9 protein-coding genes are annotated in these 16044 nt (G+C 42.7%); 6 read left to right on the top strand and 3 right to left on the bottom strand.

Annotation, left to right across the window (positions count from 1 at the left end; translation table 11 throughout):
* Positions 1–57 precede the first annotated feature (57 nt).
* The gene (gene glmM / locus AACZ11_RS06125; protein ID WP_290628627.1) at positions 58–1446 is read left to right on the top strand and encodes a phosphoglucosamine mutase; all 1389 of its coding nucleotides are present in this window, start codon (positions 58–60) and stop codon (positions 1444–1446) included.
* On the opposite strand, the gene AACZ11_RS06120 is transcribed toward glmM, so the two are convergent.
* Positions 1447–2319 (bottom strand): lysophospholipid acyltransferase family protein, encoded by an 873-nt coding sequence (locus tag AACZ11_RS06120; protein ID WP_290628628.1) that lies wholly within the window; start codon positions 2317–2319, stop codon positions 1447–1449.
* A 66-nt stretch (positions 2320–2385) separates the two neighbouring features.
* Here AACZ11_RS06120 and AACZ11_RS06115 point away from each other — a divergent pair, with 66 nt between their 5' ends.
* Both AACZ11_RS06115 and AACZ11_RS06110 read left to right on the top strand, forming a co-directional pair.
* Positions 2386–3036 carry a rhomboid family intramembrane serine protease gene (locus tag AACZ11_RS06115; RefSeq protein ID WP_290628629.1) on the top strand — a complete coding sequence of 217 codons (651 nt, stop codon included), beginning with the start codon at positions 2386–2388 and terminating at the stop codon, positions 3034–3036.
* A gap of 11 nt (positions 3037–3047) precedes the next feature.
* Positions 3048–3728 (top strand): SIMPL domain-containing protein, encoded by a 681-nt coding sequence (locus tag AACZ11_RS06110; protein ID WP_290628630.1) that lies wholly within the window; start codon positions 3048–3050, stop codon positions 3726–3728.
* A gap of 2 nt (positions 3729–3730) precedes the next feature.
* Here AACZ11_RS06110 and AACZ11_RS06105 read toward each other — a convergent pair whose 3' ends face one another.
* The gene (locus tag AACZ11_RS06105; protein WP_290628631.1) at positions 3731–4846 is read right to left on the bottom strand and encodes a TlpA disulfide reductase family protein; all 1116 of its coding nucleotides are present in this window, start codon (positions 4844–4846) and stop codon (positions 3731–3733) included.
* A 129-nt stretch (positions 4847–4975) separates the two neighbouring features.
* Here AACZ11_RS06105 and AACZ11_RS06100 point away from each other — a divergent pair, with 129 nt between their 5' ends.
* Complete coding sequence (locus AACZ11_RS06100; RefSeq protein WP_290628632.1) at positions 4976–7348, top strand: GAF domain-containing protein; 2373 nt, start codon at positions 4976–4978, stop codon at positions 7346–7348.
* Here AACZ11_RS06100 and AACZ11_RS06095 read toward each other — a convergent pair.
* Positions 7345–8568, bottom strand: a complete 1224-nt coding sequence (locus AACZ11_RS06095) for a Pycsar system effector family protein (protein ID WP_290628633.1) — start codon at positions 8566–8568, stop codon at positions 7345–7347. The genes AACZ11_RS06100 and AACZ11_RS06095 overlap by 4 nt on opposite strands.
* 52 nt (positions 8569–8620) lie before the next feature.
* On the opposite strand from AACZ11_RS06095, the gene AACZ11_RS06090 reads away from it, so the two are divergent.
* Positions 8621–12301, top strand: a complete 3681-nt coding sequence (locus tag AACZ11_RS06090; protein WP_290628634.1) for a BamA/TamA family outer membrane protein — start codon at positions 8621–8623, stop codon at positions 12299–12301.
* Between the two features lie 7 nt (positions 12302–12308).
* Positions 12309–16040, top strand: a complete 3732-nt coding sequence (locus tag AACZ11_RS06085) for a metallophosphoesterase (protein ID WP_290628635.1) — start codon at positions 12309–12311, stop codon at positions 16038–16040.
* Positions 16041–16044 lie beyond the last annotated feature (4 nt).

Below are 16044 nucleotides of genomic sequence, written 5' to 3'. Positions count from 1 at the left end.
AAAACCCCGTAAAGAATTCTGTTTTTAAAAAAGTATCTTTGCTGAAAAATACGCACTATGACATTGATCAAATCTATTTCAGGAATTCGTGGTACCATTGGGGGCGCTCCGGGAGAGAATCTTACTCCCATAGACGCTGTGAAATACGCATCGGCCTATGGTCATTGGGTCAAACAGCAGCGTAACAAGAACGATCACCGAATCGTGGTAGGACGAGACGCGCGTATCTCAGGAGCCATGATCCAAGAATTAGTAATGCAAACCTTGGTAGGACTGGGTATCCATGTGATCGATCTGGGTTTATCAACGACTCCTACAGTTGAAATGGCGGTAGCAATGGAGCATGCCGATGGTGGAATCATCCTTACTGCCAGTCATAATCCTAAACAATGGAATGCGTTAAAGTTGCTTAACAATAAAGGCGAATTTTTGAATGCGGCCGCAGGGCAAGAGATCCTTGACTTAGCCGAAGGGGATGCCATCCGTTTTTCTGAAGTAGATGCATTAGGCAAGATTACCAGAAATGACGCATATATCGATCTACATATCGATGAGATCCTCGAATTACCCTTAGTCAACACCGATGCGATCAAGAAAGCAAAGTTTAAAGTGGTGGTTGACGGTGTCAACTCTACCGGAGGTATTGCCGTTCCACTTTTACTCAATGCCTTGGATGTGCATCCGGTAAAATTGTATTGCGACCCAACCGGACATTTTCCACATAATCCGGAACCGTTAAAAGAACATTTAACAGACTTGATGGAAAAAGTAGTAGAAGAGAAAGCAGATCTTGGTATCGTCGTGGACCCGGATGTAGACCGACTTGCATTTGTGGATGAACAAGGAGGGATGTTTGGGGAAGAATATACTTTGGTGGCTGTGGCCGATTATGTGTTGCGTCATACACCGGGCAATACCGTTTCCAATATGTCCTCATCGAGGGCCCTGAGGGATGTTACCCAAAAATACGGAGGTCAGTATACTGCAAGTGCCGTTGGCGAAGTAAATGTTGTTGAAAAGATGAAGGAGACCAAGGCGGTGATTGGCGGAGAGGGCAATGGTGGTATTATTTATCCTGAATTACATTACGGTCGAGACAGCCTCGTGGGCATTGCCTTGTTCTTAAGTCATTTGGCTGAAAAGCAACTTTCCGTGAGTGCGCTTCGGAAAGAGTACACTTCGTATTTTATGAGTAAGAAAAAGATCGAGCTGACCCCTCAATTGGATGTTGATGCTATTCTGAAGCAGATGGCGTCCACCTATGCTTCCGAAGAGATCAATACCATAGATGGTGTGAAGATCGACTTCCGGGACAATTGGGTGCATCTAAGAAAATCCAACACCGAACCCATTATACGTATCTATACCGAAGCTAAAACACAAGCTGAAGCCGATGCGCTGGCAGATCGTTTTATTGGAGAAATACGATCTTTGGTGACCAACTAACTACTTTTCGCGATGTTTCCATCGTTTGTGTGACCACAGATAGAATTGGGGAGCTTCATGTATCTGCTTTTCAATTTCGCTGAGAAACATTCGTGTAAGCTCGAAGTTGGGGTGAGCCGCGGGATCTTCGGCTAAGGGAATGAAGGTCGCTTTGTAATACCCTCGTTTTACCTTTTCTGTCTTCAGATATAACGCCACAAAATCAAGTCGTTTGGAAAGTTCTTCCGTTCCCGTGAATACAGGAACCTTGATACCCATAAATGTATCTCGATGCTTAAAGTTACCGGGCCGCGGGGTTTGGTCTGCCACAATGAGCGTGGTGGTCTTAACCCCTTCTTTGGCCTTCCGGAAAAGGACTTTCACTACTTGCTTGTTTGTAATGATGGTCGCTCCAAACCTACTTCTAATGTTCTTCACCAAAGTATTAAAGGAGGGATTGTCCAAACTTTTATACACGCCATACCCTTTGTGCGGCATGAGTCTATTGATAATGGAACTCCACTCCCAGTTTGCATAATGACCGCAAAATACAAGGGTGCTGCGTCCTGCTTTAAAATAGCGCTCCAAAAGTTCAGGATTGCTCACAGTGTAGCGTTCTTTCATTTCAGCTTCAGAAATAGAAATAGTCTTTACTGTCTCAACAATAAGATCGCAAAGGTGTTTGTAGAATTGTTTTTCGATCGTTTTTCTTTCGGCTTCGGTCTTTTCAGAAAGAACAAGAGAAAGATTTTCCCGAACCGTTTTTTTTCGGTATCCTATAAGATAATACGCAACAAGATACAAGCCGTTTGATAGGATGTACAATATCCACATAGGAAGGATAGAGAGCAACCAAAGTAAGGAATACGAAAGAATATAAAGTACGCGTTGCATAGCTATAGTTACCGCAAAACTAACTAAATTTATTGCATTACAAACCACCTGTCAATCTGAAACTTTATGCAAGATATACATATCGCTACCTTGATCATTATTGCAGCCAATGTTGCTATATCCATCAAGGGGTTCAATGATTTTACGTTTTTTGAGAAATACAAGTTCAACATTGCCGGCATTCGGCGCGGAGAACAAATTAGAATGTTTACATCGGGTTTTCTTCATGTGGATTTTACACATCTGTTATTTAACATGATCACCTTGTATTTTTTTGCAAGTGTTGTGATCGGGGCGTTGGGCGTAACTAAGTTTGTGCTTATCTATTTGGCAAGCTTATTGGTAGGTAACCTATTGTCGCTGTATTTTCACAAGGACGAATACCATTACAGTGCGGTAGGAGCAAGCGGTGCCGTTACAGGCATCTTATACGCCGCGATATTGTTCTATCCCGACATGGGATTGTATTTGTTCTTTATACCCATAGCGATCCCTGCATGGATATTCGGATTGCTTTATTTATTATATTCAATCTACGGCATGAAAAGCAGGAGAGGGAACATAGGGCATGATGCTCATTTTGGCGGCGCCATTGCCGGATACGCTCTCACGTTGGCCTTTGTGCCCACTTTAGTGCAAACCAGTTTGTGGATCGTGATCGTTCTGGCAGTTCCCATAGTATTGCTCTTTGTGTTACATAAACTCGGAAAAATTTAAATATTACTTTTATGAAAAAGATCATCACCTTAGCACTATTAATTACAAGTATTATGACAACAGCACAAAACCCATCTTTGCCTCCAACCGTCGATGTAACAGGAGAAGGTATCGTGCGCGTGGTCCCGGATCAAGTGACCATTTCGGTACGCGTAGAGAACACGGGAAAGGTCGCACAGGATGTAAAGAGGGAGAATGACCGGATCGTCAATGAGGTGCTATCCTCTTTACAGAAGCTAGGTATCCCCGAAAAGGATGTTCGAACACAATACATTCGATTGAACAAGAACTACGAATACAATACGAAGACTTATAACTATGCGGCCAATCAATCGATTGCCGTTACTTTACGCGATCTTTCTAAATACGAATCGTTGATGGATGCCCTGCTTTCTAGCGGAATCAATAACATTGATAATATATCCTTTGATGCCTCTAATCGCGATTCTTTGGAATCGCAAGCGCGCAAAAAAGCCGTGACAAACGCAAAACAAAAAGCTGAAGAATACGCCAGCGTTCTAAATCAGACAATTGGGAAGGCCGTGTCTATAAGCGAATATCGCATGGTTAACTCGCCTTCACCCATGTATAAGGCCATGGCTATGGACGCCGAAGCTGGGGGTCAACAGACCATGGCACCCGGGGAGATGGAAATTAGAACTACGGTAAACGTAAGTTTTCTGTTAGAATAATGCTATTCCTGGCCTAAGAGCGAAGCAATCTTTGCTTCCAATGCGGGCCCGCGAAGGTTCTTATCAATGATCACTCCGTTCTCATCTAATAAGAAGGTGGCGGGTATTGAGCGTACATTATAGGTTCGCGCGATAGGGTCATTCCAAAACATAAGATTGGATACGTGATACCAGTCCATGTTGTCATCTTTAATCGCTTGTATCCAACGATCTTTCTGACTGTCTTTATCGAGGGATACACTAATGATATTAAGCCCTTTATCGTGGTATTTGTTGTATACTTTTACCACATTCGGGTTTTCCATACGGCATGGTTTGCACCAAGAGGCCCAGAAATCGATAATAGTGTATTTCCCTAAGGCATCTTGCAGCGCCATGGTCTCACCGGAAGGTGTAGGAGCCGAAAAATCGGGAGCCTTCGAACCTATGTCGGCCTTTTTGGCATTGGCAATTACTGCCTTCAGGTCCTTGGTGACAGGCAATGCAGCGATCTTCGGGGACAGGTTGTCGACAAATTCGGCTGCTTCGGCTGCAGAGATCTCTTTTCGGGTAAGCATTTCAGAAATTAACATCACTGCAAACAATGAATTGCTGTTCTCTTGCGCGAATTGTTTTTTATACTCGCCCTCTTCATTCAGTAACGCGGCATTCTCTTGCTGAATGGATGCTATCGCAACATTGTCCTGTTCATTGCGCGCCTGTTTAAAACGCTCCATACTAGACTGCTTTCGTTTGTTAAAACTTCGAATCTGTTGGGCAAATGAACGGTACGCCTCGTTTTGCTTTCCTCCCGAAATGTAAGAAGAATTAATACTGTCCTTATAGATCGTTGCCTTCATGTCTTCATTTTCAGGAAAATAAACAACGGAAGCATTGGTGTTATCTACACGAAGATAGTTTACCGTAATGGCTTCACTTTTAGGATAGCTCGCCGAAAAATTTCCGTCGGTGATCGTAAGCGTATCGATCACTTTTGGCTGGTTGCGATCGACTTCATATACATAGATTTTGGTCCCGTCTGCAAATCCTTCGGCAGTTCCTTCCAAAGAAAAGGTGTTGGAGTCTGAAGCACAAGAAATTAAAATCAGTGTAACAAGTAATACAGTAAGTCGTCTCATAATTTTAAGAAAGTTTCGCACAAAAATAGCGACAAATTATTCTGAAAAAAAACCGAATCCTCAAATTATTGTTAATCCAATAATGGATTGGGGATAATTGTGTAATTTTATACGTTCAACAAATTGAAGATGAAGGCAAAGCAGGAAGCATTTCCGCTACATATTAAAATTAGTTTTAAAAAGCTTTTCGACCACTACCGTAGTGTTTTGGAATCTGATTCCAAATTTGGAAAGGATCGTGCACGTGAAGTTTTAAAGCTGGAAAAAGAGTATCCTGAATTGTCCGAAGGTTTCGACGAAGAAGCTGATCTGGCCGGGTATACCGAGCAGATCGATTTCTTATTGGCCGATATCTTTAACGAGGCACTCACCTTGAACGAGATCAAGGTGGCTACTACGCCATTTCAAACAGTGGTCTTTAAAGCCACCCAAAGGTATAAGAACATACTAAAGCAAGCAGGAAAAGACTTTACACCCGAGCTTGTTAATTTCGATGAGAAATATTTCTACATCATGGGATGTAGCATTATCCTAAATGCGTATTACGGCTATAAGATCGATTTTAAAAGACCCTTTTACTACAATATTCCCGATGCCGGTGGGACGGTTCGTAACTATCGTGTGATATACAACGGTGACTTTATGGATGTGGAAAAGACCGATAAGGCTGTAGAGATCACCCAGGAAGATGTGGATGAACTCATGGAGAACTTTGAGAATATCGAAATCTGGAAGGAAAAATTTCCCGAAGAAGGCTGGATATTCAAAGGGTTTGTGATCGCCAATCTGTTTGACGTTACGACCGATGTTTCCATATCCGATTTTAAATCGCATTTGTTACGACACGAATCGGAAGCCGGTGATCTGGGCAAGGATATGGAGACTATATTTAGAACCATTTTTAATCTGAAAGACCTTAAAATGGGCTTTTCAGATTTCAATGAAGAAGACGGTACCTTCGAACGGATTCTCTATAAGAATGTGAATAGTTACATATTGGACGATAAGGATAGCGAAGTATGTTCCGACGCTTTGTGCGATGCATCTTTCTATACGCTATTCAAGAAACACGAATTGTACTGTGTAACCAACACCCAAAAATACCATACACTGTATCCAAACAATGTGCTCTATAAAAAATTGTTGGATCAAAATATCAAAAGCGCATTGTTCGCCGCCATCGTAGATGAAGGCAAGGTGCTGGGCGTGCTGGAATTGGTGTCTCCCACCGTAAACGGTTTGAATACCATTAATGCGAATAAGCTTAAGGATGTTATGCCCTTCTTAATCGATTCGGTAGTGCGTTCTAAGGAGCAGGCAGAGAACGAGCTGGAGCTGGTGATCCAAGAGGAATGTACATCAATTCACAGTAGCGTCCATTGGAAATTTAAACGAGAAGCGAAGCGTTATCTAAGTAGTTTGGCCAAAGGGGAACCTTCTTATTTCAGAGAAATCGTTTTTAACGACGTCTATCCGCTCTACGGACAAATAGATGTTAAGGGTTCTTCCACCGCGAGAAACGATGCTACCAAAAAGGATTTAGTGCTTCAGCTAAATCATGTCCAAAAGATCATTGAGAAGATTCATGCTATTGAGAAACTTCCCATCTATGAACATATCGCCTTCAGAATTAATAAATATTTGGAAGATCTAAATGAAGAACTGCAAGTAGATAGTGAACGACAGGTACTTACGTTCCTTCGGAAAGAGATCATCCCATTATTTACACATTTAAGCAAGAAAAGCGAAACGCTCAAAGAGCTTATACAGAAATACCAAGATCTTATCGATACTGCAACAGGGTTGATCTATAAACACCGCAAGGATTATGATGATTCTGTCATGCTCATCAACAAACGAATGGCTTCTATTCTTGACAAAAAACAGATTGAAGCCCAGCAAATGTATCCGCATTATTTTGAACGTTTCAAAACAGACGGCGTAGAACACAACTTATATATTGGTGAAGCCATTACTAAGACCAAGAGTTTTAATAAGGTTTATCTGTATAATTTGAGACTGTGGCAATTACAGGTCATGTGTGAAATGGAAAATAACTACTATAAGCTCAAAGAACGCTTACCCGTTGCGATGGATGTGGCTTCCATGATATTGTCTTTCAACAGCTCGTTATCGCTTCGTTTCCGTATGGATGAAAAACGTTTTGATGTAGACGGCACCTACAATGCCCGCTATGAAGTGGTTAAAAAGCGTGTCGACAAAGCGTTCATTAAAGGAACCGAGGAGCGCATCACGCAAGCCGGTAAGATCACTATCGTTTATTCGCAAAAGGAAGATGAAGAAGAATATTTGAAATACATCAGTTTTCTCCAGGATCAAAAGAAATTAGATACCGATGTGGAGATTTTGGAATTGGAGGACTTGCAAGGTGTGACCGGGCTCAAAGCCATACGCGTTAGTGTCCTCTATGTAAATGAGACCAGTGATCAACAAAAGGAATATTATACCTACGACGACCTTATGTCCCAGATCAGTTCTTAAGCATTCGGGTCGACGATCTCTTTTACTTCTTCAATAGGAATATCTGCCACGCCAAAGGAGACACCAAAAGCAATAATGGAAATGATCGTTCCCACTACAAAAATCGTATACGTGAGACGGAGGATTCTATATTTCCTATCCAGCACTTTTCCTAAGAAGTAAAGATCCTTTGTGAGGGACGAATAGATGTAATCTCGGTCATTTAGTAATTCTCCGATGGCCCATTGGTATTGCTTTAACTCCATCTTGTGAAAATTTCCAAAGAAGGTAAGATTTACACTCTTGTTTTCCACGTCCTCTTTGGTAAATTCACCTCTGGTCACATTAGGTCGGGTGGCGATTACCGCTAGGATCATGGTGACGGCACTGGATACCACAAAGACCGCTGTGGGCCATATTAAGTAGGGATTGGTGTCGAATTTAGAGAAGAGATTTGCTAGGATCACCGAGATTACAATGGCGTTTACCGACAAGAGAATGTTAGCCTTCGTATCTGCGATGTCACTTAGTTTAATATGGTTTCGAAGCGCCGTCCTATAAAAGGTTTGAATACCCCGATCCGGACTCGCATCTTTGTATTTCATTTTGAGTTGTGCCTTGAGGTCCTCACGCTTTAGCCGTTTTTTGTCTTTTTTCCTGCTTTTTATAAGGTTTGCGAGATTATCCTCTTTTTGTTTCTGCCAATTTCGAAGGGCATAATCACTGTAAAATTGATGCTTTTCAATAAGTACCTTGATATTTTCATCGCGCCACTCGCGTGGTGAGAATTTTTGAATTCCTTGAGATTTGTATTCCTGTCGAAGGAACTCGCTGGCTTCCTCAAAATAATCCTTTCCAAAGTGCGAAGAATCAGCATCGCGTATCATTTCCTCCAAAGGTCCGTCCGGTGTTCCTTTAAATTTGGTCGCCATGATGCATTTATTTACGCCTTCTATAATTTCGGGATCTGCACCCTGCGATTCCAAAAATTCTGTAGCGATCTTTACACTCTCTTCTTCATGACCTTCACGAGTCACCGTATAGCCCGTATCGTGCAGTAATGCTGCCAATCTAAGCACTGTGGCATCTTTAACATTAATTTGTGAATCTTCAATAATTTCGTTTATACTTTTATAAACACGTTTGGAATGGGTGTAGTTGTGATATACAAATGTGTTAGGTAATTTCTCCTTAAATAGGTTAAGGACAAATTGATCTGCTGCCTCGACGATATCGCTCATAGTGTTGAATTAATCATCCAAATTACTAAAAAATAAATCGCTCATAAATTACATGAAGAAAATTAACATCATTATAACTTTTATAGGAGTTTCCTTCTTTTTTGGATGCGCTTCCTATGCACCTCAATATCGCAACACAAATACCAATCACGAACTTCCCACGGCAAAAAAAGAAGTGGATCACACCTTTTTTTTATTGGGTGATGCGGGCTTTGCCGAAGATCCTTCGGGTTCTATGGCATTGCGTTCCTTTCAGGAGCATCTCAAAGAAAATACTTCAAAAAATAGTCATGTGATCTTTTTAGGGAATAGCTTTTATCCATCGGGGATGTCTTCTGAAACACCTCCAAAAGCTTCTAATATTGACGCTCAGTTAAAGGCTATAGAGGGGCACGAAGGGAACGTGATGATCCTTCCGGGAGAATTGGACTGGCGCTCCAGTGTCGATGGTCTTGAATATGAAGAAGATTACCTGAAAGCGCGTTATGACGGGAAGGATATTCTGCAACCCAATAACGGTTGTCCTTTAGAGAGTATCGAGATCGGTGACGATATACAATTGATCGTCATAGATTCGCAATGGTATATCGAAAGCTGGGACGATCACCCGAAGATGAATGATAAGTGTGAGATCAAGACTCGCCGAAAATTCTTCATAGAAATTGAAGGGGAACTAAAAAAGAATAAAGGAAAGACCATCCTTTTTGCAACCCACCATCCACTCATTACCAACGGAAAGCATGGCGGTCGCTACACAGCTTTAAACCAAGTAGTACCAATTCCCGGTCTTGCTACGGTGATCACCCAAGTGCGAAGCCAAGGAGCAATCTCAAGACAAGACCGTTATAATGAAAGGTACAACGATCTTATGAGTCGGCTGAATGTAATGGCCAAAGACCACGATCAATTGGTCTTTATTTCAGGACACGACCAGTCGCTTCAGTATTCCGAAGATAAGAACACAAAACAGATCGTGTCGGGAGCAGCGGGCGATGCAACAGCGGCAGCGCTGGGACCTCATGGATTGTTTAGTTTTGGCGGACAAGGATTTGCGGTTGTGACCGTATTTAAGGACGGTTCTTCTCAGGCAACATTTTACAAAGCAGAAGAAGACGGCGGCGCGACGGTTCTCTTTCAGAAGGAGATCATTAAAGCACCTAAAAAATACGATACATCCGGACTGCCGGATTCGTTTCCGGCAACTGTGAAAGCTTCGGTCTATGACGATGCGCTGGTAGAGCGAACCGGGTTTTTTAAGACTGTCTGGGGAGATCATTACCGAAAAGTATACGGCACCGAAGTGACAGCTAAGGTTGTAGAAATAGACACTTTATATGGCGGATTGAAAGTGATCCGGGCAGGAGGAGGACACCAAACACGTTCTCTTCGGCTTCAGGATAAGGAAGGAAGAGATTATAATATGCGAGCCTTGAAGAAGAGTGCCGTACAATTCCTTCAAACTGTTATTGTGAAAGATAAAGAAGTGGAAGACGATTTTAAAGATACGCTGCCCGAAGATCTTATTCTGGATTTTTATACAGCAGCACATCCGTACGGGGCATTCACGATCCCAAAGCTCGCAGCAGCTGCCAACGTGTTTCATACCAACCCGAAGTTGTACTATGTTCCAAAACAAAAAGCCTTAGGGGAATTCAACGATGCCTACGGGGATGAACTTTACATGATCGTGGAACGACCGGACGAACCTTACGATGGTGCAATCTTTAATTATCCCGATGACATAGAGAGCACAGACGACCTCTTAGACAAGATTAGAAGCGATGAAGAGAATGTAGTCGATGAGAAGACCTATATTCGAGCGCGGGTATTCGATATGCTAATTGGAGATTGGGATCGTCACAATGACCAATGGCGCTGGGCAGAGTTTAAAGATCAGGATGGGAAAGATGTATTTGTTCCTATCCCAAGGGACCGGGATCAGGTCTATGCAAACTTCGATGGCGGACTGTTGGATGTGGTGCGTGCCTTATTCAGTACCTCTCGTCAGTTTCAAGTGTATGGTTCCGAACTGAAGCATACCAAATGGTTTAATGCGGCCGGAATTAAACTGGATAGAGCCTTGGTGGAGAACTACGGAAGAGAAGAGTGGTTGGCCCAAGCAACCTACGTACAGCAGAATGTTACCGATGCTGTCATCGATAAGGCCTTCAACGACCTTCCGAAGGAAGCGATGGATGAAACGGCCGAGGATATAAAGAATAAATTAAAGGGTCGGAGGGATAACATTGTAAAAATTGCCGGAGAGTACTACGATTACTTTTCAGAACTTCAAATTGTAACGGGAACCGACAAAGATGATCACTTTGAGATCACGCGCTTACCCAATGGAGAAACCAACGTAAAGGTTTTTAGAATAAAGGATGGTGAAAAAGGAGAAAAGATCGTAGACAGGACGTATACCGCACAGGACACTAAAGAACTATGGATCTACGGACTAGATGATGATGATGTGTTTGAAGTATCCGGAAACGGTAATAAACCTATTTTTATGCGAATTATAGGCGGTCAAAATAATGACACCTATAAGATAAAGAACGGGCGGGCGATAAAGGTATACGATCATAAAAGTCAGAAAAATACCATTGAAGAAAAAGGAGGTGCCGGTTTTCGTCTTACCGACAATTATAACTTTAATACCTATGAATATACCAAGCAGATCCAATCCACCAACTTATTCTTACCTTCCATAGGCGCCAATCCGGACGACGGTTTTAAGGTGGGGATTAGCAATGTATACACGGTGAATGGTTTTCAGCAGAATCCTTTTGCACAACAGCACCGCTTTGCTGCCGGTTATTATGTCGCTACGCAAAGTTTTGACGTGAGTTATGAAGGTGAGTTTGCAAATATCTTCGGAAGCTATAACTTCTTGATAGGCGCTCATTACAGGAATCCGAACTACGCAGTGAATTTCTTCGGCTTCGGAAATGAGACCATCAATCCCGAGTATGAAGATGAAGATATGTTCGATCTGGATTATAATAGGGTACGTCTTGGAGGGTACGGAGGACACTTCGGTATTCAGAAGGATTCTCCTTACGGCAGTCTGTATCGGTTTACAGCACGCTTCGATGGCTATGAAGTAGAGGATACCCCCGGCCGCTTTATAAGCATGTTCCCTGTAACCGAATTGGACGAGACTAAATATTTTGCTACTCTGGAAGCTACGTATGGTTATGAGAGCTATGACAATAAAGTGAATCCGTCCCGAGGAATGAAATTTGACCTCACAGTAGGAGGGACACAAGATGTCGAGGGATCCAACGATCTGTTTGGATACGTGAATCCGTATGTTGCGTTCTATAACGCCATCACCCAAGACCGAAAGTTGGTACTAAAGACCGTTGCACAAGGACAAGTACGTTTGGGAGATGATTTTGAATTCTATCAAGCAGCACAATTAGGCAGCGACACGGGGCTCCGGGGCTATCGCGATGAGCGCTTTACAGGTAAAACAGCAGCAGCGGGAAGTGTAGACCTACGGTATAGTTTTAACAGGTTCAAGACCGGATTGACACCGGTTCAAATAGGTATCTTTGGAGGCGCTGATGCAGGTCGTGTATGGCTTCCCAATGAGGATTCAGATGTATGGCACACAGATGTTGGCGGTGGTTTCTGGGTAAATGCAGCCGATATCTTAAGTGGGACCCTCAATGTATTTGCCGGAGATGAAGGGATACGTTTAACCTTTGGACTGGCCGTTTCAATGTAATTATTTTATGATCAAAAAAAGTGTATTCGTTCTATTAGTCATGGTACTATTCGGTTCGTGCGCCTCCTATGATGCGCTCTATCGTGAACCCGATAGGCAAGTGGTTTATCCTTCAGAAAAGAAGGTGGAAAAAACTTTCTATCTCATTGGTGACGCAGGACTTTCCCCAATGGACGGTATGAGCGACGCCCTTAAAACACTTCAAAACCTCATAAAGGATAAGGACACCGAAGGCGATTTTGCGATATATTTAGGTGATAATATCTATCCCGACGGAATGCCTCCACAAGATCAACCCATAGGGCGTAAGTGGGCCGAGAACCATTTGGATGCACAACTTAGAGCACTCGAAGATTTTAAGGGTGAGATTGTTTTTATACCGGGAAATCACGACTGGTATAACGATGGTCTCGCAGGGTTACGCCGTGAAGAACTCTATTTAGAATTCGCGTCGGGTAAAAATCTATTACGACCCTCAGGGGGCTGCCCTCTTGAAAGCATTGATCTGGGCGAGAACATTCAGTTGATCGTAATAGATACACAGTGGTATTTGGAGGACTGGAACACAGACCCTAGTATCAATGAGAATTGTGAGATAAAGACGCGAGAAAAGTTCTTTATAGAAGTGGAGACCGAATTGGAAAAGAATCAAGGTAAGACCATTCTTTTTGCAATGCATCATCCTATGTTTACCTACGGTGCCCATGGCGGACACTTCGCTTTAAAAAAACATTTGTATCCATTGCAAAAAAAGATACCAATGCCTATTCTCGCTTCATTGGTGGCGCAAATACGGTCGCAGGGAGGCGTTTCGGTGCAAGACCGTTATAACGAATTGTATAACAAATTAATGACGCGCTTGGCGACCATTTCAAAAAAGAGCAAGCGCCTTGTCTTTGCATCGGGTCACGAACACAGCATGCATCACATTGAGCAAGATGGGTTAATTCAGATCCAAACAGGCAACGGTGCTAAATCGAGTTTTGCAGATCTTGGACAATTTGGTGAATTTAGCTACGGCGGACAAGGATTTGCGGTTATGGATGTGTTTGAGGACGGATCGTCGTGGGTAAAATACTATGGTGTTGGAGATAATTACACCCCTGAGCTATTGTTCCAAAAGGAGATCATCGCTCCTCCAAAACCTTATGACATCAGCAGTTTGCCAAAATTGCCAAAAGATCTAAAAACAATAAGCGTACCTATCTACAAGCAAGACTCTATCAATGAGGCGCTATTCTTTAAAACCGTGTGGGGAAAAAAATATAAGGATGTGTACGCTCTCCCCGTTGAAGCTCCCATTGGTTACTTGGATACCCTCTTTGGAGGTGTTACCGTAATTGGTGAAAGCAGTAATAAGAATTTTAAAGCCTTGCGATTAGAAGATAAGGATGGGAACGAATACCGAATGCGTACCCTAAAGAAAAATGCGCTAAATTTTCTAACAAAAATAGATGTTTCCTTAGACCCTCAAAACGTAGAAGCCTCACAAGAGACCGATGCAAAGGAAGAGATATCGTTTCCCGATAATTTTGATAGTAACTTCTATACCGCTACCCACCCATACGCCCAAATGGCGATTCCTGTTTTGGCAGATGCGATCGAGATCTTTAATACAAAACCCAGGTTGTATTATATTCCCAAGCAGGAGCGTCTAGGTAATTACAACGAGAATTTTGGAAATGACCTGTACTATATTTCAATACAACCCAATGAGGATAGCGAGGGCCAACGCACCTTCGAATATCCGGACGATATCGAGACCACGGATGATATCCTTATTAAAATGCGCGCCCGTGCCGATCTCCGAGTGGATGAGCAAAATTATATAAAATCAAGATTATTCAATATGCTTATTGGCGATTGGGATCGTGAAAGCGATCACTGGCGTTGGGCCGAGTACTACAACAGGGACAGCCTTAATGTATTTGTACCCATCCCGAAGAATCAAGACGATGCTTTTTCCAGCTTTGAAGGGAGCATCCTCGATGTGGCAAAGTCTATCTTCGGAAGCAATAACCAGAAGCATATCTATAGTGAAGACATACGGGATTTGCAATACTTTAATGAAGAAGGGATCATTCTGGACAGAGCGCTTCTGAAGCGCTCGGGGAGAGCCCAATGGATCTTTTTGGCCGAAACAATGCAGAAAACGTTAACCGATTCGCTCATTGATGCGGCCTTTATGAGGGTTCCTGAAGAGGTACGTGAAGAATCCTTAAAAGAGATTATTGAAACCTTGAAAGCTCGAAGAGAGAACTTAGTGGACATAGCAGATCGTTACTATTCCTATTTGGCTACGCAGCAAACCATAGAAGGAAGTAATTATAACGACTATTTTGAGATCACAAGACTGCCGGAAGGGATGACCAATGTTAAAGTATATGCTAATTATAAGGATGCACGGAAGGAACCGGCCATCGATCGCACGTTCAGGGCCAAGGAGACACGTGAGATTTGGATCTATGGTTTGGATGGTAAAGATACGTTCGAAATACATGGCGACACAGACGGAGATCTGATCTTTGTCCGATTGATTGGAGGACAAGGGATCGACACTTATAAACTCATAGAAGGCGAAAATGCTAAGGTGTACGATCATGAAAGCAGAGAAAGTAATGTGGAAGTGCGAAAAGGGGGCAGTCTTCGATTTACCGATGTGTACAATCTGAATGTGTACGATTACCGGAAACAGATCACGCGCTCCAACGATTATGCTTCAGTCTTTGGCTACAATCCGGATGACGGCATGAATGCGGGTATACAATTCACATATCTGGTAAATAATTATCAACGAAATCCGTTCTCCCAAAAACACACGGCCCGAGCATCTTACTATTTTGACACTTCAAGTTTTGATGTAGAATACAATGCAGAATATGCTAATATTCAGAACGATAGAAATCTTAGTTTTGGCCTCTATTTTACCAGTCCAAACTATACGGTAAACTATTTCGGCTACGGAAATGAGACGCTTAATCCTGAAGAGGAATTAGGGATCGAGAACAATAGGGTCGAATTACAGACTATTGCTGCCAACATTGGTTTGCTTCGAAACTCTAATTTTGGTAGTTTCTTTAAACTTCAAACAAAAGTGGAAGCCATACGGCTTCACAGTCCGTTGCCCGCCTCACTTTCACCAAATGCGACTTTGATACAAGACGAAACTTCCTATTTCGGAACGCTGGAAGGACTTTATAACTATCGCAGCTACGACAATCCGTTGAACCCAACTAAAGGAATGATGTTCGATCTTTCGGCGGGAGCTACCGACAATTTAAAGGATTTAGACAGGATATTCGGATTTCTTAAAACCCGACTGGGTTTTTATAATGCTTTAACGAGAAACAAGAAGGTTGTTCTTAAAACGAATATTCAGGCAGGATTTAACTTCGATAACAATTTTGAATTTTATCAAGGTGTGACCTTAGGCGCTAATAACGGCTTACGGGGGTACCGGGAGGAACGGTTTACCGGAAAATCATCTTTAGTTGGAAGTGCCGATGTGCGGTATAGTTTCAACGAATTTAAAATAGAACTCATCCCCATTCAGGTGGGGGTCTATGGAGGAGCCGACCTTGGGAAGGTCTGGGTACCGGGCCATGAATCCGATAAATGGCACAATTCCTTAGGCGGCGGGTTATGGATCAATGGTTCGGGTGGCCTCAATGGATCTTTCAGTGCTTTTCATTCGGTGGAAGGGACGCGCTACGTGTTTGGCTTCGGCCTTACCTTTTAATAAA

Source organism: uncultured Altibacter sp. (assembly GCF_963972995.1).
Classification (GTDB): domain Bacteria; phylum Bacteroidota; class Bacteroidia; order Flavobacteriales; family Flavobacteriaceae; genus Altibacter.
Note: the sequence above shows the minus strand (reverse complement) of the source record. Positions and strands in the feature narration are given on the sequence as shown.

Excerpts from the sequence above, each read along its gene's own strand:
- glmM (WP_290628627.1), top strand. The coding sequence starts at position 58 with ATGACATTGATCAAATCTATTTCAGGAATTCGTGGTACCATTGGGGGC.
- AACZ11_RS06120 (WP_290628628.1), bottom strand. The coding sequence starts at position 2,319 with ATGCAACGCGTACTTTATATTCTTTCGTATTCCTTACTTTGGTTGCTC.
- AACZ11_RS06115 (WP_290628629.1), top strand. The coding sequence starts at position 2,386 with ATGCAAGATATACATATCGCTACCTTGATCATTATTGCAGCCAATGTT.
- AACZ11_RS06110 (WP_290628630.1), top strand. The coding sequence starts at position 3,048 with ATGAAAAAGATCATCACCTTAGCACTATTAATTACAAGTATTATGACA.
- AACZ11_RS06105 (WP_290628631.1), bottom strand. The coding sequence starts at position 4,846 with ATGAGACGACTTACTGTATTACTTGTTACACTGATTTTAATTTCTTGT.
- AACZ11_RS06100 (WP_290628632.1), top strand. The coding sequence starts at position 4,976 with ATGAAGGCAAAGCAGGAAGCATTTCCGCTACATATTAAAATTAGTTTT.
- AACZ11_RS06095 (WP_290628633.1), bottom strand. The coding sequence starts at position 8,568 with ATGAGCGATATCGTCGAGGCAGCAGATCAATTTGTCCTTAACCTATTT.
- AACZ11_RS06090 (WP_290628634.1), top strand. The coding sequence starts at position 8,621 with ATGAAGAAAATTAACATCATTATAACTTTTATAGGAGTTTCCTTCTTT.
- AACZ11_RS06085 (WP_290628635.1), top strand. The coding sequence starts at position 12,309 with ATGATCAAAAAAAGTGTATTCGTTCTATTAGTCATGGTACTATTCGGT.